The sequence below is a fragment of the Streptomyces sp. NPDC001407 genome (genome assembly GCF_042895325.1).
GTDB lineage: Bacteria > Actinomycetota > Actinomycetes > Streptomycetales > Streptomycetaceae > Streptomyces.
Window position 1 is genome coordinate 1 of sequence record NZ_JBIAWF010000041.1, and the last position, 25582, is coordinate 25582.

Here is a 25582-nt window from a genome sequence, read left to right on the forward strand (position 1 = left end):
CCGGGCACGGGTCCGGGGCGGAGCCCCGGCCGCGGCGGAGCCGCGCATCAGATGCTGCGGGAAGGGGCGGGTAGGGGAAAAGCCCGCCGCAGGCGCCACGCACCCGCACCCGGGGGACGGGAGGGCGGAGCCCAGGGTCACCGCACCGGCTTCGTGCACCCCCGCGCCCCCGCCAGCAACGTCGCGCAAGCCGTCGCCTGATCAGGAGCCGAAACCGTCACCATGGGCGTGTAGCCATCAGCCGTATGGCCGGGCGTGGCCCCGACACGCCCGGCCTCCGTGCGGGCCGGGGAGGAAGCGGACGGGCGGGCGTTTATGCGGATGGCGTCGCCGCTCGCGGCCTGGGTGATGCGGCCCCACGCCGCCCGGCAGACCTCGCTGTAGCGCACCTCGACGTACGACGTGCCGACCGTCGCGGAGCCGGCCGTCGTCGCGCGGGCGCCGCCGCAGCCCATCGCCTCGGGGTCCTTGCCCGCGCAGCTGTCACCGGCGCACTTCACCCCGGCCGGCAGGTCCGTGGAGGCGACGGCGGCCGGCGTGGTGGCGGGCGGCGTCTGCGCGCCCTTGTGCTTGTCGCCGCCGCCCGCCCCGAGCAGCAGCGCGGCAGCGGCGACGACGAGGAGGGCGCCCACGACGCCGGTGACGAAGAGCGCGGCCCGGCGGCGCGGCCGCTGCCCGACGGGGATGGCCTTGGCGCGGTAGTCGGGCGGCCCGGGCGAGCGCGGCACGGACGGGGCACGGGGCTCCGGGGCCTCGCGGCAGAGCGGCGGCGCCGGCTTCGCGGGCCGCGCCGGCGGGCCGAACTCGCCCAGCGCGGCCCGCGCCTGGGCGATCCGGACGGCTTCCATCGTCACGTCGTGCCGCAGCTCGGAGCGGCTCCAGGCCCGTTCGGCCAGCTCCCACATGGTGCTCAGGTGCCCGACGTCGGCACCCGTCACGTCGGCGAGTGCCTCGGCGGCGCCGAGCGGCGGCAGCAGCCGCCCGTTCAGATACCGCTCCCAGGACGTCTTGCTGTATCCGGTGCGGTCGGCCAGGGCACCGAGGCCCAGCCCGCTGCGTTCGACGAGTCTGCGCAGCTGTTCGGTGAATTCGCCGACCTGCGGATCGAGTTCTTCCGGTAGCGCCCTCCAGCGAGGCATTGCCGTCCCCCTGTTCCCCCGATGCGTACGGTTGTCCCCCGCGGTCCCGGTGCTGGCTACCCAAGGGGATGCCACACATCAGCATGGCAGTTCCCAACGCAGGGGCGCACGGTGGCATTTGGGGCCAACGGGCGGGCGGTATGCACCCTTGTCACGCCGGGGGCGCAACTGGTACGGAACGGAGACGTCGTCCCAGAACCGTCACTTCCCGGCCACAACAGGCTTGAAGATCTTGCCCGGGTCCGTGCCGAACATGATTCTCGTAACGGGCGGTGTCCCGTCTTCCCACGGGGGTGGAAGACAGGGCACCGTGGCCGCTCACCAGCGGGAAGGCGGGCCGCACGGCGTGCGGCCCGCCTTCCGCGCGAGGGGTTCAGCGGGTGGCCATCCGGCCCCTGAGCTTCTCGTCCAGCGCGTCCAGGAACTGCTCCGTGGTCAGCCACGGGGTGTCCTTGGAGATCAGCGCCGCCAGGTCCCTGGTCATCCGGCCGCCCTCGACGGTCTCCACGCACACCCGCTCCAGTTCCTCCGCGAAGGCGGTGACCTCGGGGGTGCCGTCCAGCCTGCCGCGGTGGGCGAGGGCGCGGGTCCAGGCGAAGATCGAGGCGATCGGGTTGGTCGAGGTCGGCTTGCCCTGCTGGTGATGGCGGTAGTGGCGGGTGACCGTGCCGTGCGCGGCCTCGGCCACCAAGGTGCGGCCGTCGGGCGACATCAGGACCGAGGTCATCAGGCCCAGCGAACCGAAGCCCTGCGCGACGATGTCGGACTGCACGTCGCCGTCGTAGTTCTTGCAGGCCCAGACGTAGCCGCCGGGCCACTTCAGCGCGGCGGCGACCATGTCGTCGATGAGCCGGTGCTCGTAGGCCAGCCCCGCCCGCTCGAACTCCGCCCGGAACTCCGCGTCGAAGACCTCCTGGAAGAGGTCCTTGAACCGCCCGTCGTACTTCTTCAGGATCGTGTTCTTCGTGGAGAGATAGACGGGGTAGCGGCGGGCCAGGCCGTAGCGGAAGGAGGCGCGCGCGAAGTCGCGGATCGAGTCGTCGTGGTTGTACATCCCGAGCGCCACTCCCGGGCCCGGGAATTCGTGCACCTCCACCTCGACCGGCTCGGAGCCGTCCTTCGGGGTGAAGGTCATGGTGAGGGTGCCGGGGCCGGGGATCTTGAGGTCGGTCGCGCGGTACTGGTCGCCGAAGGCGTGACGGCCGACGACGATCGGCTCGGTCCAGCCGGGGACCAGCCGCGGCACGTTCGCCATGATGATCGGCTCGCGGAAGATCACCCCGCCGAGGATGTTGCGGATCGTGCCGTTGGGCGAGGGGTACATCGCCTTGAGGCCGAACTCCTCGACCCGCGCCTCGTCCGGCGTGATCGTCGCGCACTTCACGCCGACGCCGTGCTCCTGGATGGCCTTGGCGGCGTCGACGGTCACCTGGTCGCTGGTGGCGTCGCGGTGCTCGATCCCCAGGTCGAAATACTTCAGCTCGATGTCGAGGTAGGGAAGGATCAGCTTGTCCTTGATGAAGGACCAGATGATGCGGGTCATCTCGTCGCCGTCGAGCTCGACGACGGGGTTGGCAACCTTGATCTTGGCCATGGGGAGATCTTCGTCCCGAGGACCCGGCCAGTCACGCACCCCACGCGCGCTTTCCGCTGGGTGCGGCTCGCTCGACGACCGGACGGGGCAGGGTCAGGACCACATCAGCCACATCCAGCCCGTTGGGGGCACCTCTGGGGGCACCCCCGGACGGAGTCTGGGGGAGGTAGCTGGGGGAGATTGAGGACACCGCCGCGCAGCGGTGGTGCGGCACACGACAACCCGCGGACGACAACGCGCCGCCGCACAGACACACCGCTCACACAGTGAAGTGCAGGACGTCCTCCAGGAACGGGATCTTCACCCACGCGTGCGGCTGCGCCATCAGCGTGAGCAGGACGATCACCGTGCCCAGCCCGCCGTACGTGACCATGTCGGTGAACCGCGAGCGCACCGCCAGCATGCCCACCGACGGCAGCGCCCAGCGCAGCACCGCGCCGCCGATCATCGCCACGCCGATCAGCAGCGTCCCGACCCGGAAGACGTCGAACGCGACGAGCAGCAGGCCCAGGCCCGTCAGCCCCAGCACGGCGAGCAGCGGCCACTGGCGGGCGGGTGCGGGCGCGTCACCGGGGGCCGCGCGCCCGCCCCCTTCGGGGCGGGCCGTGTCCCGGGTGAGCTGGAAGCGGCGCGACTTGCCTGGGGCGGCGCTCATCTCAGCCCGCATTGCCGATCCCGGCGGCGCGCTCGGCGGCCTCCACGACGTTGACCAGCAGCAGCGCGCGGGTCATCGGGCCGACGCCACCGGGGTTCGGGGAGATCCAGCCGGCGACCTCGGAGACACCCGGGTCCACATCGCCCATGATCTTGCCCTCGCCGTCCCGGCTGACGCCCACGTCGAGCACGGCGGCGCCCGGCTTGACGTCCTCCGGCTTGATCAGGTGCCCGACGCCCGCCGCGGCGACGATGATGTCCGCCTGGCGCAGCTGGGCCGGCAGGTCGCGGGTGCCGGTGTGGCAGAGGGTGACGGTGGCGTTCTCGGAGCGGCGGGTCAGCAGCAGTCCGATGGAGCGGCCCACGGTGATGCCGCGGCCGACGACCACGACGTGCGCGCCGTTGATCTCCACCTTGTGGTGGCGGAGCAGCTCGATGATGCCGTTGGGGGTGCAGGGCAGCGGGCCCGGCACGCCCAGGACGAGGCGGCCGAGGCTCATCGGGTGCAGGCCGTCCGCGTCCTTGGCCGGGTCCATCAGCTCCAGCACGCGGTTGGTGTCGATGCCCTTGGGGAGCGGGAGTTGGACGATGTAGCCCGTGCACTCCGGGTTGTCGTTGAGCTCGCGTACGACCGCCTCGATCTCCTCCTGCGTGGCGGTGTCGGGCAGTTCGCGCTGGATCGACGCGATGCCGACCTGGGCGCAGTCGCGGTGCTTGCCGGCCACGTACCACTTGCTGCCGGGGTCGTCGCCGACGAGGAGGGTGCCGAGACCGGGCGTGACGCCTTGGGCCTTCAGGGCTTCCACGCGGGTCGTGAGTTCGGACTTGATCGCGGCTGCGGTGGCCTTGCCATCGAGAATCTGGGCGGTCATGACACCCATACTCCCGGATGGACCGGCGCTCGTTCCAATCAGGTCACGTCCTCAGGCGCGCCGTTCATCACGCGTTCGCTGTGCCTACGATGATCCGCGCCGTGGCGGACGCCGCGGCAGTCCCCATGCAACAAGCCCGGCACCACCGCTCGAAGGACCCCAGGTGACCCACCCGAACCCGTCCGGCCCGTACCCGTCCTACCCCCAGCAGCAGCCGGGCCAGCCCTACGGGCAGATCCCGCAGCAGCCGTACCCGGGCCAGCCCTACCCCGGCCAGCCCTATCCGGGGCAGCAGCCCTACCCGGGCCAGCAGTACCCGGGCGCGGGCTACGGCTACCCCGGGCAGGACCCGTACGCCATGCAGCGCCCGCCGCTGGCCGGCTGGGGCTCGCGCGTGGGCGCCTCGCTGCTCGACGGCCTGATCAGCGGCGCGGCCCCGATGCTCCTCTTCATCATCGGGATGGTCATGACGGTCTCCTCGCAGACCGACAGCAGCTGCTCGCAGTTCAGCGCCGACCAGGGGCTGTGCACCCGGAGCACCGGCTCGCCGATGGCCGGTGTGATCCTGGTGCTCCTCGGCGCCGTCCTGGGCATCGTGCTCGGCTTCTGGATGCTCTACCGCCAGGGCAAGACCGGTCAGACGCTCGGCAAGAAGATCGTGGGCATCAGCGTCGTGCGCGAGCGCGACGGCATGCCGACCGGCTTCGGCATGGCCTTCGTCCGCAACCTCTGCCACATCGCCGACGGCTTCTTCTACCTCGGCTACCTGTGGCCGCTGTGGGACGAGAAGAAGCAGACCTTCGCCGACAAGATCGTCAGCACGGTCGTCGTCCGCACCAAGTGACCGCCTGATCACGGCAGCACGAGGCCGCGCCCCGGGTCTTCCGGGGCGCGGCCTCGTCATTCATCGGGATCAGTGGAAGAAGTGCCGCGTGCCCGTGAAGTACATCGTCACGCCCGCCGCCTTCGCGGCCTGGACGACCTGCTCGTCACGGACCGAACCGCCCGGCTGCACCACGGCCTTGACGCCCGCCTCCAGGAGGACCTCCAGGCCGTCCGGGAAGGGGAAGAAGGCGTCGGAGGCGGCGTACGAACCGGCGGCGCGCTCCTCGCCCGCGCGCTGCACCGCGAGCTTCGCCGAGTCGACGCGGTTCACCTGGCCCATGCCGACGCCGACCGTGGCACCGCCCTTGGCCAGCAGGATCGCGTTGGACTTCACGGCGCGGCAGGCGCGCCAGGCGAAGGCCAGCTCGGCCAGCTCGCCGGCGGCGAGCGCCTCGCCCGTGGCGAGCGTCCAGTTGGCGGGGTCGTCGCCCTCCGCCTGGAGGCGGTCCTTGGCCTGGACGAGCGCGCCGCCCTCGATCGGGCGGTACTCGCCGACCGCGCCGGGGGCGTCGGGGCAGCTCAGCACGCGGATGTTCTTCTTGCGGGCCAGCACCTCGACCGCGCCGTCCTCGTAACCGGGCGCGACGATGACCTCGGTGAAGATCTCCGCGACCTGCTCGGCCAGCTCCACCGACACCGGGCGGTTGACGGCGATCACGCCGCCGAACGCGGAGAGCGAGTCACAGGCGTGCGCCTTGCGGTGCGCCTCGGCGACGTCCGAACCGATGGCGATGCCACAGGGGTTGGCGTGCTTGATGATCGCGACGCAGGGCTCGTCGTGGTCGTACGCCGCCCGGCGCGCGGCCTCGGTGTCGACATAGTTGTTGTACGACATCTCCTTGCCGTGCAGCTGCTCGGCGACCGCGAGACCGGTGCCCGTGCCGTCGGTGTAGAGCGCGGCGGGCTGGTGCGGGTTCTCGCCGTAGCGCAGGACCTGCTTGCGGCTGAGGACGACACCGGCGAAGTCCGGCCAGGGGCCCTCGTCGGCGGCGTAACCGTCGGCGAACCAGGCGGCCACCGCCACGTCGTACGCGGCCGTGTGCTGGAACGCCTCGGCCGCGAGCCGCTTGCGCGCGGTCAGGTCGAAACCGCCCGCGCGCACGGCGTCGAGCACGTCGGCGTAGCGGTCGGGGTTGACCACGACGGCGACGGAGGGGTGGTTCTTGGCGGCGGCGCGGACCATGGAGGGGCCGCCGATGTCGATCTGCTCCACGCACTCGTCGGGCGAGGCGCCGGAGGCGACCGTCTCCTTGAAGGGGTAGAGGTTGACGATCACGAGCTCGAAGGGCTCCACGCCCAGCTCGGCGAGCTGCTCGCGGTGCGAGGCGAGCCGCTGGTCGGCGAGGATGCCGGCGTGTACGCGCGGGTGGAGGGTCTTCACCCGGCCGTCGAGGCACTCGGGGAAGCCCGTCAGCTCCTCGACCCTGGTGACCGGGACGCCCGCGGCGGCGATCCGCCCGGCAGTCGAACCGGTCGACACGAGCTGGACGCCGGCCGCGTGCAGCCCCTGGGCCAGCTCCTCCAGCCCCGTCTTGTCGTAGACGCTGACCAGCGCGCGGCGGATGGGCCGCTCAGTGCCGTTCGTACCGTTGGTGCCTTCGGCGGTCACGGGATTCTTACCTTTCGTCCCTCTATGCGGTAGCCGTTGTGGGCCAGACGCCCCACGACATCGACGAGCAGCGCTCGCTCGACTTCCTTGATCCGCTCGTGCAGCGCGGATTCGTCGTCCTCGTCCCGGACCTCGACCACGCCCTGGGCGATGACCGGGCCGGTGTCGACGCCGTCGTCGACGAAGTGGACGGTGCACCCGGTCACCTTCGCGCCGTACGCGAGCGCGTCACGCACGCCGTGGGCGCCGGGGAAGCTGGGCAGCAGGGCGGGGTGCGTATTGATGATCCGCCCCCCGAAGCGGGCCAGGAACTCCTTGCCCACGATCTTCATGAAGCCGGCGGAGACCACGAGGTCCGGGGCGTACGCCGCCGTCGCCTCGGTCAGCGCCCGGTCCCAGGCGTCACGCGTCGGGTGGTCCTGCACCCGGCAGACGAACGTCGGCAGCCCGGCGCGCTCGGCGCGCTCGAGGCCGGCGATGCCGTCCCGGTCGGCGCCCACGGCCACGATCCGCGCGCCGTAGCCGTCCGGGTCGGCGGCGATCGCGTCGAGCAGGGCCTGGAGATTGGTGCCCGAGCCGGAGACCAGCACGACGAGCCGGGCGGGCAGCGCGGGAGGCGGGGAGGCCACGGTGGGGCCCTTTCTCGCGGGTGATGCGGTTTGTATGGTCGTACAAGCCGGAGGGGTCCCCGAATACGGGGGACTCTACGAAGCCGCCGACCGCCAGCAACGATACCGGCACACGGAACGGCCCCCACGGGACGGGGGCACGCGCGGGAGGTAGCGTCTGGAAGCAGCGCACGGAAAGCGCGGGCCACGCGCATGGAATCCGCGCGCGACGCCGTACGTTCGGTGTGCAGTACGTCATGGCGTGCGGGACACGCCTGCGACGTGCGGGACGACGACACAAGGGGAAGACACACTCCACATGCCGGACCGACGCCTCCACGCGGCTCACCGCTTCCCGCTGTCCACCGAGTCCGCCGAGGACTCCCGGGGAGCGGCGGCGCGGTACGCCCGCATGGCGCACGAACGCCCCTCGTCGCCGTCCCCGGACGGGCGGCCGTCCCTGGAGAAGCGGCCGCCGTCGCCCTCGTCCTCGCCTTCGTCCTCGGACGATCAGGACAATCCGTTCGCGCCGCCGCCTGAGGACCGGCCCGACCGGCCCTGGGAGCCGCGCGAGCGGCCCGAGGGGCGCGGCGGGGAGGACGAGGACTCCAAGGAGGGCGGACAGCCGCCCGCGTGGGGCAGCCAGTGGAGCAGCCGGCAGCCCGGCCCGCACGGCGGCGGCTTCGGCGGCGCTCCCGGCGGGCAGGGCCAGCGTCCCCAGGCCGGGCCGCCGGGCGGCGGCGGCCTCCGCTGGGACCCGACGGACCCGGCGCAGCGCCGGGCGCGCTACGCACTGCTGGCCGGCCTGTGGGGCTTCTTCTTCGCCCTCTTCAGCATCCCGCAGGTCGCGCTGCTCCTGGGCGCCCTGTCCGTCTACTGGGCCATCAGCTCCCTGCGCGCGAAGCCGCAGCAGAAACAGCGCACGGACCCGGACATCCCGCCCCCTCCCCCGCCGGCCCCCGGCTCTCCCCGCCCCCAGACCACGGCGGCCGTGAGCGGCCTGGTCATGGGCGGCCTGTCCCTGGCGATCGTGGCGGCGACGTTCGCCTTCCAGATCGTCTACAGCGACTACTACACGTGCGTGGACGACGCTTTGACGCAGACGTCCCGGCAGGCGTGCGAGTCGCATCTGCCGAAGCAGTTGCGGCCGTTGCTGGGGGCACAGGACTGACCTCGCCGCGGGTTCGTCGGCTGACGCGCAGCGCCTGCGGCGCTGGTCCTCAAACGCCGGACGGGCTGATTGTGCTGGTTACGGTCAGCACAATCAGCCCGTTGGGGGCACCTCTGGGGGCACCCCCGGACGGAGTCTGGGGGAGGTAGCTGGGGGAGTTTGAGGACAGCGCGCGAAGCGTGCTTCGGGGGTCTGGGGGCTTGCCCCCAGTTTCGGGAAGGGGCGGGGTAGGGGAACAAAGCCCGCCGCAGGCGGCAACCGAGCCGCACCGGGGGCCTGGGGCCCGGGCCCCAGGTCAGGGACCCTCCGACGGCCGCCCCAGATCCCGCGGCTCGAACTCCGGCACCAACCCGCCCCCCGAATCCCGCAACGCCGCCCACCGAACCTGCCGAGCCCCCGTCTCGTGCCAAGCCGCCACCCCCGCCGAGTCGTACGCCCCCACGACCACCCCCTCCACCGGCACCCCGTCCGGCGCGGCCGCCGCGTGCTCCCTCGGTCTCCGGCCCCGCCCCTTCCGCGCCGTGGCCCGGCACCACCAGCCGCGCGCCCGTGACCACTTCGGCTCGCGTACGGCGTCCAGCAGGGTGGTCGCGGCCCGCTGCCGGACGGCGGGTCCGGGCAGCGGCAGGGGCGCGGGCGACAGCCCGGTCCGGACCGGCAGTTCCTCCACGGCCTGAACCCCCTCGGGCTCAGCCGCGCCGGTCCCGCACACGCCGGGCCGCCGGGTCTCCGGTCCACTCACCCCACGCCGACGAGCCCGGGGCTCGGGACCGGCCGCCTCACACGCCGCGGCCCCACCCTCACGATCCGCAGGTTCAAGAACCCCGGCCTCACACCCCTCAGCCTCACGATCCACAGGCTCAACCCCCTCCCCCTCACGAACACCCGCACCCTCACGCCGCCCCCGCCCCCCGCGTCCCCGCCGTTCGCGCCTCGCGGTCCCGCGGGCCGCCGACACCGACACCGCCCGCCGCGCGGCCCCGCCCGCCGCCGGCTCGCGATCGGGCACTTCCTCGACCGGAGCCTCACGCCGTACGGCCGGCACATCCTCGGCGGCGATCCCGGAGGACGCGGAAGCCGCATCCGCCCCCTCCGCGGACTCCTCGCCCTCGTCCCCCGCCTTCTCGGGCGCGGCGAACCCCAGCCACGCCCCCGCCGCCCGAACCGCCGCCCCGCCCGGGACCCGGCGCGGGCGCGGCTCCGGCTCCTGCTCCGGCTCCTGCTCCGGGACCGCGGCCGGCTGCTCGCCGGAGCCCGGCGGGACCAGGCCCAGCGCCGCCACGGGCCCCTTGCACCACGTCGGCACCAGCTCCGGCTGTCGTGTCCGGCGCGGCGCGCTCGTCGTCGCCACCACCGCGCGCGGGGCCGGCTTCGGGCGGGCGCGGCGGCGGACCCAGCGCAGGATCAGCGCGCCCGGCACGCCGAGGCCCGTCGTCCAGACCAGTGCCGCGCCGCCGACGAGCCACCAGGGCGGGCCGAAGTCGGCGAGCGTTTCCTCGCCGAGCGGGCCGGACGCCATATAGGACAGGGCGGACATCAGCACCGCGCAGAGCACCCCGCCCAGCGCCGCGGTCGCGGCCGTGCGGCCGGCCTTCGAGCGGCGCAGCGCCTTCGGCTCCCGGGGGACGGTGGCGTACGCGATCGCCACGCCCGCGCCGGCCGACAGCGCCGAAGCGAACGCCAGCGCCACGGGCCCGGAGGGGCCCGGTGGCGGCAGGGCCGCGAAGAGCGGGAAGCGGGGCAGCAGCGGGTAGTCGGCCACCCCGAGCGGGCCGACGACACCGTCCACACCGACCATGAACCCCGGCCCCAGCCCGTACGCCGCCGCCCACACGACCGCGTTCGGCAGCAGTGCCACGCACAGGAGCAGCACGGCGACGCGGCCGGACCACGCGACGGTCATCTGGAGCAGCGACTGCTGGGCCACGGTCACGTGCAGGACGAGCGAGCCCGCCAGCAGCAGCGCCCCACCGCCGAGCAGCGCGCCGGTGCCGACGGCCCCGGTCCGTACGACCTCCGTCAGCCGGGGGCGCGTGAACCAGCGCCGTACGCCCCTGGGGAGCCCCTCCAGCGTCCGGCGCGCGAAGGGCGGCGGTGTCATGCCGGGGAAGCCCGCCGCCGCCCACGCGCCCGCGCCCACGGCCACGCCGGCGAACAGCGGCAGGTGGAGCAGGGCGCTCAGGGCGTCGACCGGGAGGGGTCCTGAGGAGGCGTAGAGCGCGGCGGCCGTGGCCACGGAGAAGTAGCCGCCGAGCAGGGCCGCGATCGCCTTGCGCGGGGTCAGGACGGCGTGGCCGGCCGCGCCGTCCCGCGCCGGGGCGTCGGGCGTGTCGTCCGACGGCTGGTCCTCCACCGGGTCGAGCGCGTGCCGGGTCGCCCGGTAGAGCAGCCAGCTCGGCAGCACGGTGAAGAGCAAGGGCGTCAGGCCGATCGGCGCCGGGGCGCCGGTGAGCGTCTCGGCGCGGACGAGGTGGGCGCCGTGCGCGAGCAGCCACAGGGCGGCGGCGACGCGCAGGGCCGTCGCGGGGCCGCTGTCGGGATAGGGCGAGGAGATCCAGAGCGACAGGACGACCACGGCGAGCGTGCCGAGCCCGAGACCCGCGGCGACCATCCCGCCGAGGAACACCGCGCCCGCCATCGGTGGTGGCCCCGCGGCGGTGGACCTGCTCCGCGAAGGCAACTGCGGGCTGTGATCGGCAAAAGAGGTCACGGCCCCATGCTGCCAACAAGATGGCTTTCGTACGGGTAGCGGGCAAATAGCCGTCGTGTCGCCCGCATTCGCTTATGCACCTTTTAAGCCTGACGAGTGGACGGCTTCACCCGGACGGGCCCGCGGGAACCGTACGGCTCAGGCGGACAGCGCCTCGCGCGCCAGCAGAGCGGTCTCGGACGGCGTCTTGCCGACCTTCACGCCCGCGGCCTCGAGGGCCTCCTTCTTCGCCTGGGCGGTGCCGGACGAACCGGACACGATCGCACCGGCGTGGCCCATCGTCTTGCCCTCGGGCGCGGTGAAACCGGCCACGTAGCCGACGACCGGCTTGGTGACGTTGGCCTTGATGAAGTCCGCGGCCCGCTCCTCCGCGTCGCCGCCGATCTCACCGATCATGACGATCAGGTCGGTGTCGGGGTCGGCCTCGAACGCGGCGAGCGCGTCGATGTGCGTGGTGCCGATGACCGGGTCGCCACCGATGCCGACGGCCGAGGAGAAGCCGATGTCACGGAGCTCGTACATCATCTGGTAGGTCAGCGTGCCCGACTTGGACACCAGACCGATGCGGCCGGGCTTGGTGATGTCGCCCGGGATGATGCCGGCGTTGGACTGGCCCGGGGTGATGAGACCGGGGCAGTTCGGGCCGATGATGCGGGTCTTGTTGCCCTTCGAGCTCGCGTACGCCCAGAAGGCGGCGGAGTCGTGGACGGCGATGCCCTCGGTGATCACGACGGCCAGCGGGATCTCGGCGTCGATCGCCTCGACCACGGCGGCCTTGGCGAACGCCGGCGGCACGAAGACGACGGTGACATTGGCACCGGTCTTCTCCATCGCCTCGGCGACGGAGCCGAAGACGGGCACCTCGGTGCCGTCGAAGTCGACGCTCGTGCCCGCCTTGCGCGGGTTCACGCCACCGACGATGTTGGTGCCGTCGGCCAGCATGAGCTTGGTGTGCTTCATGCCCGTGGCGCCGGTCATCCCCTGGACGATGACCTTGCTGTCCTTGGTGAGGAAGATAGCCATGGTTGTGGAGTCCTCGTCCCTTACTTCGCAGCCAGCTCGGCGGCCTTGTCGGCCGCGCCGTCCATGGTGTCCACGCGCTGCACCAGCGGGTGGTTGGCGTCGGACAGGATCTTGCGACCCAGCTCCGCGTTGTTGCCGTCGAGGCGGACGACGAGCGGCTTGGTGACGTCCTCGCCCTTGGCCTTGAGCAGCTCCAGGGCCTGGACGATGCCCTTGGCGACCTCGTCGCAGGCGGTGATGCCACCGAAGACGTTGACGAAGACGGACTTGACGTCCGAGTCGCCGAGGATGATCTCAAGACCGTTGGCCATGACCTCGGCGGAGGCGCCGCCACCGATGTCGAGGAAGTTGGCCGGCTTGACGTTGCCGTGCTTCTCACCGGCGTACGCGACGACGTCCAGGGTGCTCATGACGAGACCCGCGCCGTTGCCGATGATGCCGACCTCACCGTCGAGCTTGACGTAGTTGAGGCCCTTGGCCTTGGCGGCCGCCTCGAGGGGGTTGGCCGCGGCCTTGTCCTCGAGCGCCTCGTGCTCCGGCTGGCGGAAGTCGGCGTTCTCGTCGAGCGAGACCTTGCCGTCCAGGGCCAGCACGTCGCCGCTCGCGACCTTGGCGAGCGGGTTGACCTCGACGAGGAGCGCGTCCTCGGCGACGAAGGTCTTCCACAGGGTCACCATGACCTCGGCGACCTTCTCGGCGACCTCGGCCGGGAACTTCGCCTGGGCGACGATCTCGCGGGCCTTCTCGATGGTCACACCCTCGTTGGAGTCGACCGGGACCTTCGCGAGGGCCTCGGGGGTCTTCTCCGCGACCTCCTCGATGTCCATGCCGCCCTGCACCGAGGCCATGGCCAGGAAGGTGCGGTTGGTGCGGTCGAGGAGGTACGAGACGTAGTACTCCTCGAGGATCTCGGGAGCGGTCTCGGCGATCATCACCTTGTGGACCGTGTGGCCCTTGATGTCCATGCCGAGGATGTCCGTCGCGCGGGCGACGGCCTCGTCCGGGGTGGCGGCCAGCTTCACGCCGCCGGCCTTGCCGCGGCCGCCGACCTTCACCTGAGCCTTGACGACCGACTTGCCGCCCAGCCGCTCAGTGGCCTCTCGCGCCGCCTCAGGCGTGTCGATGACTTCACCGGCCAGCACCGGTACACCGTGCTTGGCGAAGAGGTCCCTCGCCTGGTACTCGAACAGGTCCACGCGCGTCCGTCCCTTTTCCATGGATATCGCGGTTCAGTGTCTGCGCGGGCGTGCCGCAGGCCAGCGTGACGACGCGATCTTTTACGAGGGCGGCACACGTTCACCGTTGACGCGGCATGTCCGTCCCGCAGGTTATCCCCGAGGGACGGAGGTCCCTAAATCGCAGGTCACACTCCGGCCGTGATTACCCTCACAGATCACACACCGATCGCTCACTGATCGCACCCGGGACCCCTCCGGTCAGGGCTCCGGGACGGGCAGCGGGCGCTTCTCCAGCGCGGCGGCCATCACCTCCGGGAAGAGGTCCGGTGTGCAGGCGAAAGCGGGCGTGCCCAGGGCCGCGAGCGCCCCCGCGTGCTCGCGGTCGTAGGCGGGAGCGCCCTCGTCGGACAGCGCGAGCAGCGTCACGAACACCACTCCGGCCGCCTTCATCGCCGCGACGCGCCTCAGCATTTCGTGGCGTATCCCACCCTCGTAGAGATCACTGATGAGGACGACGACGGTCTCCGCCGGGCGGGTGATGCGTGACTGGCAGTAGGCGAGCGCCCGGTTGATGTCGGTGCCGCCGCCGAGCTGGGTGCCGAAGAGCACGTCGACGGGATCGGCCAGCCGGTCGGTGAGGTCGGCCACCGCGGTGTCGAAGACGACGAGCCGGGTGTCGAGGGACCGCATGGAGGCGAGGACCGCGCCGAACACGGCGGCGTGGACGACCGAGGCCGCCATCGAACCGGACTGGTCGATGCAGAGGATCACCTCCTTGCGCACCGCCCGCGCCGCCCGCCCGTGGCCGACGAGCCGCTCCGGGACGACCGTGCGGTGAGCGGGCAGGTAGTTCTTGAGGTTGGCCCTGATGGTGCGGTCCCAGTCGATGTCGCGGTGCCGGGGGCGCGCCACGCGGGCCGCCCGGTCGAGGGCGCCGCCGAGCACGGCCCGGGTCCGCTGCGTCAGGCGCTTCTCCAGGTCCTGGACGACCTTGCGGACGACGGCCCGCGCGGTGGTCCGCGTGGTCTCCGGCATGGCCTTGGCGAGCGACAGCAGGGTGCCGACGAGCCGTACGTCCGCCTCCACGGCCTCCAGCATCTCCGGCTCCAGCAGCAGTGCGGCCAGCCCGAGCCGGTCGATGGCATCACGCTGCATCACCTGAACGACGGACGCCGGGAAGTACGTACGGATGTCCCCCAGCCAGCGAGCGGCATACGGCACGGACGCCCCGAGCCCCGCGCTCCCGCCCGCGTCGCCGTAGAGCGCGTCGAGCGTCCGGTCCAGGGCGATGTCGACACCGCGGAGCGGGGGGCCGCTGTCGCGCCCGTCGTCCCCGAGCACGAGCCGCCAGCGCCGGAGCCGCTCGGGGGACGAGGGGGGATGAGGTGGCGGTGGTTCAGATGGAGGTGGTTCAGATGGAGGTGGTTCAGGCGACGGTGGTTCAGGTGGCGGGGCATCGGTCCGGTGGGCGGCCGGAGAGTACGGCCGGGCAGCGCCTGGGGCGTGGGGGTCCGCGTCCGGCAGGGGCCGGCTCGCGCCTGCGGCCTGGGGACCTGCGTCCGGAGGCCCGCTCGCACCCGCAGCCTGAGGGCCCGCGTCCGGAAGGAGCCCGCTCGCGCCCGCGGCCTGGGGACCTGCGTCCGGAAGCCCGCTCGCACCCGCGGCCTGAGGGCCCGCGTCCGGAAAAAGCCCACTCGCATCCGGCCCCCGAAGCCCCGCTTCCGGCAGGGCCGGCGCCCCGCCGCCCGCCCCCAGCAGCACGTGCAGCACCGGCAGCACCGCCGCCGCCCGCTCCTCGTCCGTCCCCGCCCCGAACCCGGGCACGCCCCGTGAAGCGGCCACAGAACCCCGGCGGATCAGCTCGCCCAGCGTCCGCCGCACGCCGGGCCCGTAGGCGGAGAACGTACGCCGCAGCAGGGGCAGCACCCCCGTGAACTCGCGGTCGGGCACGGACACGAGCCAGGAGTCCACCAGCGTGCGCAGCCGCTCGTCGTGGACGAGGAGCATGCCGCCGGAGTCGCCCTCGCCGAGGAATCCCTCGATCCACGCGGCCGCCTCCGCCGGTGCGACCGCGCCGGAGAGCGCGAGCCCCATGAGCCGGGCGGTCCGGTCCTCCGTCAGGCGGCCGTCGTCCAGGAGGAGTCGCGTGGCTCTCCCCCGGATTCCGCCGGGCAGGCCGTCCCGACCGGCGAGCAGCCGCAGCACCGCGGACCAGCGCTCGCGTACGCCGGCGGGTGGCCCCTGCGCCCCGGCGAGCAGGCCCACCGCGTGGTGCACCGCGTCCAGGTGGCCGCGCATGTCCGCCGCCGCGTCCGTGTCCAGGCCGGCGCAGGCGGCGGGCAGGCCGACGAAGACCCGCTCGGCGAGGCCCGCAGCCACCTCGCCGAGGGCGGCGGTGTCCGTACGGCGCACGTCGCCGTACCGCAGCGCGCGGACCAGTGCGGGCAGGGCCGCGGCCAGGTGCGCGACGTCCGCGTCGAGCGCCGCGCGGTCGGCGAGGGCGCGCATCACGGTGGGGAGGGCGTCGGGCAGCCCCGCGAGCAGGCACCTCTCGGCGAGGGCCGTGAGACCGGCGAGTGCCGGGGTGCCGACCGCCTCGGAGCCGGCCTTCGCCGTCGCGGCGGCCTCCACGGTCGTGCCCCACGCGGCCGCCTCGGCGACCCGCACGGACAGCTCGGGCTCCCAGCGCAGCCGCCAGGTCTCCCGGAAGGTGCCCGTGCCACCGCGGGAGGGCACCGGCTCGCCCCAGTCGACGCCGAGGAGCCGCAGCCGGTGGAGCAGCCGGCTGCGGGCGGCGTCGGTGTCCGTACGCAGGTCGAGCTCGCGGTCCCGGGCGGCCGCCTCCGGCTTGAGCCGGAGGGTGCGCTGAAGGCGGGTCAGGTCCCGTCGCAAGGGGGTGGCCGGTGCGGAGTCGGGCACCTCGCCGAGGTCTTCCCCGATGACGAGGCGCTCCCGCACCAGGCCGAGGGGCACGTCGGAGCCGTCGCACATGACGGCCCGGACCGCGTCGAGCGTCTCGGTGAGCCCGGCGAGCGGGCGGCCGCGCAGGGCGGCGAGGGTGTCGGCGAGGCGTACGGCCTCGATGACGTGGGCCGGTGAGACGGGGTGGTCGTCGGCGCGCAGCAGCCGGGCGACCTCGGTCATCCAGCGCTCGACGGGCCGGTCGGGGGCGTGGAAGAGGTGGCCGTACCAGCCGGGCGAGTCGATCCCCGCGCCGTAACCGCTGTGGCGGGAGAGGCGCCGGTGGGTCCAGGGCACCCAGCTGAGCTCGGCCTTGACCTTGGGCAGCCCCTTGAGCTCCGCGCGGTCCGCGGCGAGGGTCCGCCGCTCCGCGAGCGCGGGCACGTGCCAGGCGCCGCAGACCACGGCGAACGCGTCGCCGAACTCCCTTCGCGCGTCCCGGATCCGCAGCCGCATGTGCGCTTCGCGCGCGGCGTCCGGGCCGTCGTCGCCGCCGTGGGCGGTCCGCAGCTCCGCCATCGCCTCGGCGAGTGCGTGGAACGGCGCGAGCGCGTCGTCCGCGCGGGGCCCGCTCCGGTGCTCGACGGCGTCCTCCCACCACCGCTCGGGGTCGTCGTGCCCGGCGGCGGCCGCGAGCACGGCCAGCGGGTCCGCCCGCTCCTTCCGGCTTTCCGGGTCGGGTGGTTGTGCCCGGCCCCCGAGGGCGAGCGTGTGGGCCGCGGGCAGGTCGACGAAGCGTACGGGCACGCCGTGGGCGAGGGCCCAGCGGATCGCGGTCCACTCCGGGGAGAACGCCGCGAGCGGCCAGAACACGGACCGCCCGGGGTCGTCGACGGCGTGGGCGAGGAGGGCGACGGGCGGCCGCATGCCCTCGTCGGCGGCGAGGTGGACGATCGGCCCGGCCTCGGGCGGCCCCTCGATCAGCACGGCTCGCGGCGCGCACCGGTCGAGCGCCGCCTCGACGGCGCGCGCCGAGCCGGGGCCGTGGTGGCGGATGCCCAGCAGGGCCGGGCCGGTCCCGGTCACGCGGCGGCCTCGCGGCACGCGCGGTAGAAGTCCTTCCAGCCGTCCCGTTCGCGGACGACCGCCTCCAGATACTCCTGCCAGACCAGGCGGTCCGCCCCCGGGTCGCGGATCACGGCACCCATGATCCCGGCGGCCACGTCGCCCGCGCGCAGCACGCCGTCACCGAAGTGGGCGGCCAGCGCGAGCCCGCCGGTGACGACGGAGATCGCCTCGGCCGTGGAGAGCGTCCCGGAAGGGGATTTGAGCTTGGTGCGGCCGTCGGCGGTGACGCCGTCGCGCAGCTCGCGGAAGACGGTGACCACGCGCCGGATCTCGTCGGTGCCCTCGGGGGCGGCGGGCAGGTCGAGGGAGCGGCCGATCTGGCCGACGCGCCGGGCGACGATGTCCACCTCGGCCTCGGCGGTGGCGGGCAGGGGCAGGACGACGGTGTTGAAGCGGCGGCGCAGGGCGCTGGAGAGCTCGTTGACCCCGCGGTCGCGGTCGTTGGCGGTGGCGATCAGGTTGAACCCGCGCACCGCCTGCACCTCTTCCCCCAACTCGGGGATGGGCAGCGTCTTTTCGGACAGCACGGTGATGAGCGTGTCCTGCACGTCGGCCGGGATGCGGGTGAGCTCCTCGACGCGGGCGGTCGCGCCGGTGGCCATGGCGCGCATGACGGGGCTGGGGACGAGCGCGGCGCGGCTGGGGCCTTCGGCGAGAAGGCGGGCGTAGTTCCAGCCGTAGCGGATGGCCTCCTCGGGGGTGCCGGCCGTGCCCTGCACCAGCAGGGTGGAATCGCCGCTGACCGCGGCGGCCAGGTGCTCGGACACCCAGGTCTTGGCGGTGCCGGGCACGCCGAGCAGGAGGAGGGCACGGTCGGTGGCGAGGGTGGTCACGGCCACCTCGACGACGCGGCGCGGGCCCACGTACTTGGGGGTGATCACCGTGCCTCCCCCGGACTTCGTCCGGGAGGTGCCCCCAGGCAGGGTGCCGCCGAGCAGATAGGTGGCGACGGCCCACGGCGACAGCCGCCAGCGGGCGGGGCGGGGCCGGTCGTCGGCGGCCGCGAGCGCCTTGAGCTCCCCCGCGAAGGCGTCCTCGGCGTGCGGGCGCAGCACTTCGGTCTCGATTCCGGGCACGGTCACAAGTCCCCCTCGTTCGTGCGGTTCCGGGTCACGTGCACAACCCTGCACCACACCACTGACAATCGGCCCCGGCGCCAGGATTCCGCAGGTCAGGGCGATTGTCAGTGGGGGGTCGTAGCGTTTGTGGCATGAATCCGCAGGGGGAACGCCGGACGGAGGACCAGGTGCTCGCGCTGGCACCTGACGATCAGTCACGCAGGGCGGGTGGCAGGCTCGCGGTGCCGGGCCGGTGGTCGGGCGCGGGGGCGCGGGGCACGGGCGCGGTGTGGGGGGAGTGCGAGGGCAGCGGCGGCTCGCCGTACCGGACGGTGGTGGATCTCGACGGGCCCGGTGGCCCCGCGTTCCACTGCTCGTGTCCGAGCCGCAAGTTCCCGTGCAAGCACGCGCTCGGGTTGCTGCTGCTGTGGTCGGCGGGCGAGGAATCCGTCCCGGAAGGCCCACCGCCCGACTGGGCCGGGCAGTGGCTGGACCACCGGCGGCGGCGAGCGGAGCCCGGCGCACCGCCTTCCCCTTCCACCGACGTCGACGCGGCGCGGCGGAGAGCGGAGCGGCGCGCACAGCGCATGGCATCAGGCGCAAGGGAGTTGGAGCGAAGACTCGGCGATCTGCTGCGGGTCGGCCTCTCGGCCGCCGACGGCTCGGAGCACGGCCAGTGGGACGAGACAGCAGCCCGCATGGTCGACGCCCAGGCCCCCGGACTGGCGGCACGGGTGCGGGAGTTGGCGGACGTCCGCGGTTCCGGCGGCGACTGGGCGTCGCGCCTGCTGGCGGAGTGCGCCCTGCTGCACACGCTCAATCAAGGCTTCCTGCGCCTCGATCACCTCCCCGCTCCCTTGGCCGCCACGGTGCGCACGCGGGCCGGCATCACCGCGGACTCCGCCGCCCTGCTCGCTACCGCCGCCCCCGTCCGCGACCACTGGCTGGTCCTGGCGCAGTCGGACAGCGACGACGGCCACTTGATCACCCGTCGGATCTGGCTCCGCGGCCGGAGCACGGGGCGGATGGCACTGCTCCTCTCCTACGGAGCGGCGGGCCGGGCACCGGAGTTGTCGCTTCCCGCGGGCCTCTCCCTGGACGCGGACCTCGCCTATCACCCGGCGGCCCGGCCACTGCGCGCCGTCCTGGGGACCCGGTACGCGGCCTCGGAGCCCGACCCCGCTCCCCCGCCAGGCGGCGACGTGGGCCAGGCCCTGGCAGCGTACGGCGAGGCCCTGCGCGACGACCCGTGGCTCGACGCCTGGCCGGTGCTCCTCGACGCGGTCGTCCCGATACCGGACCAGGAAGCGGGCTGGCAACTGGCGGACGCGCACGGCGATTCGGCGCTTCCGGTCGACTCCCGGCACCGGGACCGCTCCGGCCTGTGGCAGCTCACGGCGCTGTCCGGCGGCCGGCCGGTCACGGTCTTCGGCGAATGCGGCCACCGGGGCTTCACGCCGTTGTCCACATGGGCCCCTGAGCTGGTGCAGCTCCGAGAGCCGACGAGCCGCGCCCGCTGAGGACCGGATGCGGCGCGTGGAACCCGTACGGCACTTGAGGGCGCCCACCGCAGGCAGCACCGGCGCCGCCCCTGACAACGATCCGCTCGGCACAGCGCAGCGAAAGGGCAAGCGTATGAACACCACCTGGGACGACCTGGTCTCCGCCGCCCTGCTCGGCACCGAGCGGCGCACACCGCCCGTGCCGCCGCGGGACGGCCAGGACGCCGCCATGGCGCTGCTGGACGCGGCGGCGCTGCACACCGTCCAACGGCGCGCCGGGCTCGTGCCCACCGCCGCGCGGGCACGGCCGGAGCCCGCTCCCGAGGACCCCCGGCCCGCCCTGCCGGCCGCGGCGCGGCGCCGGCTGGCGCTGCTGCTCGCCGACCGCTCCGGCGGGAGCGGCGCGGGGCGGCGGCCCGGCGCGCCCGATCTCACGGAGCTGCTGCCGCAGTGGCTGGCCACCGCCAACCAGTACGGCTACCAGGCCCCGGCCGCCCTGCTGCCCGCGCTGCTGGAAGCGGCCCGCGCCCGTACGGATCTCCGGCCCGCGGCGCTCACGTTCGGCGGCTCCCGGGCGCGGTGGCTGGCCGGGCTCAACCCGCAGTGGAAGTACGCGCTCCGCGCCGGGCCCGCCACGGCACCGGGCCACGCCGTCGCCGGCACGCCCGAGGCCCGCCAGGTGTGGGAGGAGGGGCTGTTCGCCGAGCGGGTGGCCCTCCTCACCGCCGTACGGCGCAGCGACCCGGCGGCCGCCCGGGAGCTGCTCGCGGAGACGTGGCGTACGGAGCGCGCGGAGGACCGGCTGATGTTCCTGGACGCGCTGCGCGAGGGGCTCTCCCCGGACGACGAGCCGCTCCTGGAGCAGGCGCTGGCCGACCGGAGCCGCAACGTCCGGGCCACGGCGGCGGAGCTGCTGGCCGCTCTCCCCGACTCCGCGCTCGCCCGGCGGATGGCGGAGCGGGCGCGTACGTGCGTGGCCCTGGAGCGCACGGGCGGTGCCGCCCGGATAGCGGTCGAGGCGCCGCACGAGTGCGACGGGGACATGCGGCGGGACGGCGTCGTCGCCAAGCCGCCGCCCGGCCGCGGCGAGCGGTCGTGGTGGCTGAGCCAGGTGGTGGAGGCGGCCCCGCTGGCCGTGTGGCGCGAGCGGTTCGCGGGTCGCGCGGCCGGAGAGATCGTGGCCCTGCCGGTCGCCGACGGCTGGCAGCCGGAACTGCACGCGGCCTGGAGCCGGGCCGCCGTCCGGCAGCGGGACGCGGAGTGGGCACGGGTCCTGCTCGGCCCGCCGACGGCGCCCCCGGAGGGCTCGTCGTGGCGGGACCCGGCGAAGCTGCTGTCCGCGCTGCCCCCGGAGGAACGGGCCGAGTGGGTGGCGCGCTTCATCGGGGCGCACGGGCTGTCGGAGGCGTTCCGGCTGCTGGGGGTGTGCGCGGTGCCGTGGGCGCGGCCGCTGGGCACGGCCCTGGTCGACGCGCTCGACGCCGCACGCGACGCGGGCGGCTATCCCTGGAGCTTCAGCGGCGTGATGGGCCTGGCCGAGCGCTGCCTTGACCCGGCGCAGGCGGACCGGCTGGAGGAGCTCACGGCGCTGCCGGACGAGCAGCTCGCCGCGTCCGGCGGTGCGGCCGGCTATTGGGCGGAGGCGTTCCGGCGGCTCGTCGGCACGTTGCGCCTGCGCGCGGTGATGGCCGCGGAGTTGGCGGGCTGAGGCGATGGCACGCCGGCTGAGGGCGGTGGCGGACCGGGGCCGCGGGGGCGCGGCCGGGCCCGCCGCCGTGCCCGGCCGGCTACGCCGCCCCTCGTACGTTCTCGTTGACCCACTCCACGATCGACGCCGTCGTCGCGCCCGGGGTGAAGATCGCGGCCACTCCCTGCTCCTTGAGCGGGGCGATGTCCGCCTCGGGGATGATGCCGCCGCCGAAGACCTTGATGTCCTCCGCGTCGCGCTCCCGCAGCAGCTCGATGACCTTGGCGAAGAGCGTGTTGTGCGCGCCGGAGAGGATGGACAGGCCGATCGCGTCGGCGTCCTCCTGGATCGCGGTGTCCACGATCTGCTCCGGCGTCTGGTGCAGGCCGGTGTAGATGACCTCCATGCCCGCGTCGCGCAACGCCCGGGCGATGACCTTGGCCCCGCGGTCGTGACCGTCGAGCCCCGGCTTGGCCACCACTACACGGATCGGACCGGTCACTCCCATCACTGCCTCCAAGTACGACAAGTACAACAAGTACGGCGCCGGCGACCGGCCGAGAGGATGCCCCGCGCCCTGGGGGGCGGGGATGTGAACGAACGTTATCGCCAGCATCCCGCACCCGGCCGTTTCGCGGTGGAGAGGGAGGGGGAAATCACACGTGGGACAACACGTTCGCTACGCACCGCCCTCCCGCTTCCGTATCCCAGGGGCCTCGAAGCCCCTCGCGTCACCGGAGCGGCGGGATCGCGGGCGGTCGCGAGGGGAGCCGCTGCGACCTCGCCGCAGCGCTGTGCCGACAGCCGCGCGGCACAGCGATGCGACCTGCGGCGCACAGCTGCCCGTGAATGCGCACGGGGGGAGAGAGCCGCCTTCTGTGTGCCGTTCAGGAGGTCGGCCATGGCGGCCCTGCGTTTGATCAGCATCCTCTCCGCCCTGCTGGGCCCCTCGGCGCTGCTCGTCCGGTCCACGCTGCTGGAGCTGGCGATCCTCACGGGCCACGCGCTGCTCTATCCCACCGGCCTGACGCAGGAGCGCCGCCCGCCCCCGCTGCCCCCGCCACCCACAGGGCGCAACGACACGCCCGAAGCCGAATCGGAATCGGGAACAGAAGGCGAAACAGAACAGAAAACAGAACACGCGCCCCGCCCGCCCGTTCTCCTTCTCCACGGTTTCATCGACAACCGCTCCGTCTTCGTCCTGCTGCGCCGCTCCCTCCGCAGGCACGGCTGGCAGCAGATCGAGTCCCTGAACTACTCCCCGCTGACCTGCGACGCCCGGCTCGCCGCCGAGTCACTGGCCCGGCACGTGGAGGAGTTCTGCGCACGGACGGGCCGGGCGGAGATCGACGTGGTGGGCCACAGCCTCGGCGGGCTGATCGCGCGCTATTACGTCCAACGGCTGGGCGGGGACGCCCGGGTGAGGACGCTCGTCACGCTCGGCACCCCGCACGGAGGCACCCGCGTCGCGCCTTTGATGTCCGCGCACCCTCTCGTCCGGCAGATGCGCCCGGGTTCGGAGGTCATAACCGAACTCACCGCCCCCGCCCCCGATTGCCGGACCCAATTCATCAGTTTCTGGAGCGACTTGGACCAGATAATGGTGCCGGTCGAGACGGCGCGGATCGATCACCCGGATCTGATCACCCGCAATGTCCGCGTGACCGGCGTCGGCCATCTCGCGCTGCCGGTGCACTGGGCGGTGGCCGCGGGCGTCCGCCAGGCCCTGACCACGGAGGAAACCGCAGCTGAGGCGTCCGGCGCGGCATCGGTCGCCTGATCCGCGGCCGCGCCCGCAAGGCGCCGCGCACCCCGGCCCGTTCACCCCTGGGGGTAACAAACTCGATTCCGCTCGCCAGAAAACCGAACAACCTTCGAACGTCAAATCGGTTTCCCGGGGTTCAGTCCACCGAAAGGCGGCCAAATGCCCGCCCCAGGGCCACCTGAAACGTGACGAAGATTGTCGCCATCCCGAACCGCCGGGTACAGTCGCCGCTAATTCTCCTGCTCCCGAGGCGAAAGAGAAGTGGTGGTGAACGACCGTCACCCGTCGGCGGGCTCCAGCCCGGCCGGTCCCGCTCAGGACATCTCCTACGGGCACTACACGTCGTACGAGCAGCAGGGCACCCCGCACGGCTACCCCGGCTACGAAGGCCAGGACTCCGGCCAGTGGGACACCTCCGGCTGGGGCCACTCCCCCGACGCCTCCTGGGGCGGCAACACCTCGGGCTGGGGACAGTTCGCCGACGGCGGCTGGGACCAGGGCACCGCCGGACAGACCCAGACCTGGGAGTTCACCGGTTACGACACCGGGCAGACCGGCCAGTGGGACACCTCCGCCTGGGGCCACCCGGGCGGCGTCCCGGCCACGGACACCGGCACCTGGAACACGGCCGGGCCGTACGACACCTCCACCGGCTCCGGCTGGGGACAGCCCGCCGACGGCGGCTGGCAACCGGACGCCTCCGTCCATGCCCAGAGCTGGGACACCCCCGGAACGCAGGCGACCGGCTGGGAACAGCAGCAGAACGCCGGATGGGGCGACGTCAGCGAGCAGCAGACGCAGACCTGGGACACCAGCGCGTACGCGAACGCCGAGGCGCCCGAGGCGCAGCACACCCCCACGCTCATGGTCGACCTCTCCGGTGCCGGCCTCGGGCCCGCTCCCTCACCCGGCGCGCAGTACGTCGCCGACGCCGAGACCCGGACCATGTCCGTGATCGAGCAGCCGGAGCCCGTGGACGAGCAGGCCGCACCGGCGGCACCGGACATTCCGGCGCAGAGCCGCAGCCGCCGCAAGGGAGCCTCCTCCCGCACCGGCCACCGGCCCCACCGCAAGGCCCTGTTGACCGTCGCCGTCCCTTCGGTCGCGGTCATGGGCGTCGCGGGCATCGCCGCCGCCTCCGTCTCCGGCGGCAAGAGCGACGCGAAACAGACGCAGGCCGCCGCCGCTCCGGACACCGCGGCCGTCCCCTCGATCGCCAACAGCAAGCTGGACACCCAGCTCGCCGGCCTCAGCCGGGGCGCCGACGACTTCGCCACCCGCGCCACCCGCACCCAGGAACGCCTCGACCTCAAGGCGCGCCAGGAGGAGGAGAAGAAGCGCAAGGCGGAGGAAGCGGCGCGCAAGGAGGCCGAGCGCCCCAAATTCGCGCTCCCCGTCAACCAGCACGGGCTCAGCGCGTACTTCGGGCAGGCCGGCGTCAACTGGATGTCCGTGCACACCGGCATCGACTTCCCCGTCAGCTACGGGACGCCGGTCATGGCCGCGACGGACGGTACGGTCCGTACGCAGTACAACGTCGCCTACGGCAACATGGCCATAGTGACGTCGCCCGACGGCACGGAGACGTGGTACTGCCACCTCAGCAGCACGAAGCTTCGCTCCGGGCAGGTCAAGGCCGGTGACGTCATCGCCTATTCGGGCAACTCCGGCAATTCCACGGGGCCGCATCTCCACTTCGAGGTCCGGCCCGGCGGTTCGGCGGTCGACCCCCTGCCGTGGCTCAGGGCGCACGACCTCGACCCGACGTAGGGCTGCGCCTCGGCCGGGGGCGCGGGCGCCTGCGGCGGGCTTTTTCCCCAGCCCCGCCCCTTCCCGAACTGGGGCGCGTGCCCCAGACCCCCGACTGCGGGTCCGTTGCCGCCTGCGGCGGAGAGCGCCCTGCTGGGGGTCCCCCCGGACGAAGTCTGGGGGAGCGTCCTCAAACGCCGGACGGGCTGGATTTGCGGACCGTAGTCCGCCTCCCTGCGGCCCGCAGGCAACGAACCCACGATCCGTGCAATCCAGCCCGTCCGGCGTTTGAGGACACCGCGCGAAGCACGGTCCGGAGGCCCGGGGTCTCCCCGGTTTCGGGAAGGGG

Annotated in this window: 18 protein-coding genes and 1 pseudogene; 6 read left to right on the forward strand and 13 right to left on the reverse strand. The window is 73.4% G+C overall.

What is annotated here, in order from left to right; translation table 11 throughout:
- Window positions 1-137: 137 nt before the first annotated feature.
- The 4 genes from ACFY1P_RS33530 to ACFY1P_RS33545 form a co-directional block, all read right to left on the reverse strand.
- Window positions 138-1139, reverse strand: coding sequence for a helix-turn-helix domain-containing protein (locus tag ACFY1P_RS33530; RefSeq protein ID WP_390752784.1), 1002 nt, complete (start codon window positions 1137-1139; stop codon window positions 138-140).
- Window positions 1140-1512: 373 nt separating this feature from the next.
- On the reverse strand, window positions 1513-2733 hold the full coding sequence (locus ACFY1P_RS33535) for an NADP-dependent isocitrate dehydrogenase (RefSeq protein ID WP_390752785.1): 1221 nt from the start codon (window positions 2731-2733) through the stop codon (window positions 1513-1515).
- Window positions 2734-2992: 259 nt separating this feature from the next.
- Window positions 2993-3400, reverse strand: a complete 408-nt coding sequence (locus ACFY1P_RS33540) for a DUF3017 domain-containing protein (protein WP_361534306.1) — start codon at window positions 3398-3400, stop codon at window positions 2993-2995.
- Window positions 3390-4259: a bifunctional methylenetetrahydrofolate dehydrogenase/methenyltetrahydrofolate cyclohydrolase gene (locus ACFY1P_RS33545; protein WP_361534303.1), complete on the reverse strand. Its 870-nt coding sequence runs from the start codon at window positions 4257-4259 to the stop codon at window positions 3390-3392. The genes ACFY1P_RS33540 and ACFY1P_RS33545 overlap by 11 nt, the downstream gene beginning before the upstream one ends.
- A gap of 163 nt (window positions 4260-4422) precedes the next feature.
- Here ACFY1P_RS33545 and ACFY1P_RS33550 point away from each other — a divergent pair, with 163 nt between their 5' ends.
- Window positions 4423-5103, forward strand: coding sequence for an RDD family protein (locus ACFY1P_RS33550; RefSeq protein ID WP_390752786.1), 681 nt, complete (start codon window positions 4423-4425; stop codon window positions 5101-5103).
- A 69-nt stretch (window positions 5104-5172) separates the two neighbouring features.
- Here the strand turns inward: ACFY1P_RS33550 and purH are convergent, their stop codons facing one another.
- Together purH and purN are read right to left on the reverse strand one after the other, a co-directional pair.
- Window positions 5173-6753 carry a bifunctional phosphoribosylaminoimidazolecarboxamide formyltransferase/IMP cyclohydrolase gene (purH, locus tag ACFY1P_RS33555; protein WP_361534297.1) on the reverse strand — a complete coding sequence of 527 codons (1581 nt, stop codon included), beginning with the start codon at window positions 6751-6753 and terminating at the stop codon, window positions 5173-5175.
- On the reverse strand, window positions 6750-7382 hold the full coding sequence (gene purN / locus ACFY1P_RS33560) for a phosphoribosylglycinamide formyltransferase (RefSeq protein ID WP_361534294.1): 633 nt from the start codon (window positions 7380-7382) through the stop codon (window positions 6750-6752). The genes purH and purN overlap by 4 nt, the downstream gene beginning before the upstream one ends.
- Before the next feature lie 298 nt (window positions 7383-7680).
- On the opposite strand from purN, the gene ACFY1P_RS33565 reads away from it, so the two are divergent.
- The gene (locus tag ACFY1P_RS33565; RefSeq protein WP_390752787.1) at window positions 7681-8532 is read left to right on the forward strand and encodes a hypothetical protein; all 852 of its coding nucleotides are present in this window, start codon (window positions 7681-7683) and stop codon (window positions 8530-8532) included.
- A gap of 295 nt (window positions 8533-8827) precedes the next feature.
- Here the strand turns inward: ACFY1P_RS33565 and ACFY1P_RS33570 are convergent, their stop codons facing one another.
- The 6 genes and pseudogenes from ACFY1P_RS33570 to ACFY1P_RS33595 all read right to left on the reverse strand — a co-directional run bounded on the left by ACFY1P_RS33570 (window position 8828) and on the right by ACFY1P_RS33595 (window position 18554).
- Window positions 8828-11242, reverse strand: coding sequence for a DUF6350 family protein (locus ACFY1P_RS33570; protein ID WP_390752788.1), 2415 nt, complete (start codon window positions 11240-11242; stop codon window positions 8828-8830).
- Between the two features lie 138 nt (window positions 11243-11380).
- On the reverse strand, window positions 11381-12265 hold the full coding sequence (sucD, locus tag ACFY1P_RS33575; protein ID WP_361532585.1) for a succinate--CoA ligase subunit alpha: 885 nt from the start codon (window positions 12263-12265) through the stop codon (window positions 11381-11383).
- Between the two features lie 20 nt (window positions 12266-12285).
- Complete coding sequence (sucC, locus tag ACFY1P_RS33580) at window positions 12286-13461, reverse strand: ADP-forming succinate--CoA ligase subunit beta (RefSeq protein WP_361532588.1); 1176 nt, start codon at window positions 13459-13461, stop codon at window positions 12286-12288.
- A 240-nt stretch (window positions 13462-13701) separates the two neighbouring features.
- Window positions 13702-14598: a VWA domain-containing protein gene (locus tag ACFY1P_RS33585; protein ID WP_390752797.1), complete on the reverse strand. Its 897-nt coding sequence runs from the start codon at window positions 14596-14598 to the stop codon at window positions 13702-13704.
- A 594-nt stretch (window positions 14599-15192) separates the two neighbouring features.
- Window positions 15193-17469 (reverse strand): annotated as a pseudogene (locus ACFY1P_RS33590) (DUF5682 family protein); the annotation flags it as partial.
- Window positions 17427-18554 carry an AAA family ATPase gene (locus ACFY1P_RS33595; RefSeq protein WP_390752789.1) on the reverse strand — a complete coding sequence of 376 codons (1128 nt, stop codon included), beginning with the start codon at window positions 18552-18554 and terminating at the stop codon, window positions 17427-17429. The gene ACFY1P_RS33595 and the pseudogene ACFY1P_RS33590, both read right to left, overlap by 43 nt.
- A gap of 128 nt (window positions 18555-18682) precedes the next feature.
- Here ACFY1P_RS33595 and ACFY1P_RS33600 point away from each other — a divergent pair, with 128 nt between their 5' ends.
- Entirely contained in the window at window positions 18683-20050 is a 1368-nt protein-coding gene (locus ACFY1P_RS33600; RefSeq protein ID WP_390752790.1) for an SWIM zinc finger domain-containing protein, read from the forward strand.
- A gap of 7 nt (window positions 20051-20057) precedes the next feature.
- The gene (locus tag ACFY1P_RS33605) at window positions 20058-21740 is read left to right on the forward strand and encodes a DUF5691 domain-containing protein (protein WP_390752791.1); all 1683 of its coding nucleotides are present in this window, start codon (window positions 20058-20060) and stop codon (window positions 21738-21740) included.
- A gap of 79 nt (window positions 21741-21819) precedes the next feature.
- On the opposite strand, the gene ACFY1P_RS33610 is transcribed toward ACFY1P_RS33605, so the two are convergent.
- Window positions 21820-22227, reverse strand: coding sequence for a cobalamin B12-binding domain-containing protein (locus tag ACFY1P_RS33610; protein ID WP_361533297.1), 408 nt, complete (start codon window positions 22225-22227; stop codon window positions 21820-21822).
- 393 nt (window positions 22228-22620) lie between these two features.
- On the opposite strand from ACFY1P_RS33610, the gene ACFY1P_RS33615 reads away from it, so the two are divergent.
- Window positions 22621-23499 (forward strand): esterase/lipase family protein, encoded by an 879-nt coding sequence (locus ACFY1P_RS33615; protein ID WP_390752792.1) that lies wholly within the window; start codon window positions 22621-22623, stop codon window positions 23497-23499.
- 252 nt (window positions 23500-23751) lie between these two features.
- Complete coding sequence (locus tag ACFY1P_RS33620; protein WP_390752793.1) at window positions 23752-25254, forward strand: M23 family metallopeptidase; 1503 nt, start codon at window positions 23752-23754, stop codon at window positions 25252-25254.
- Window positions 25255-25582 lie beyond the last annotated feature (328 nt).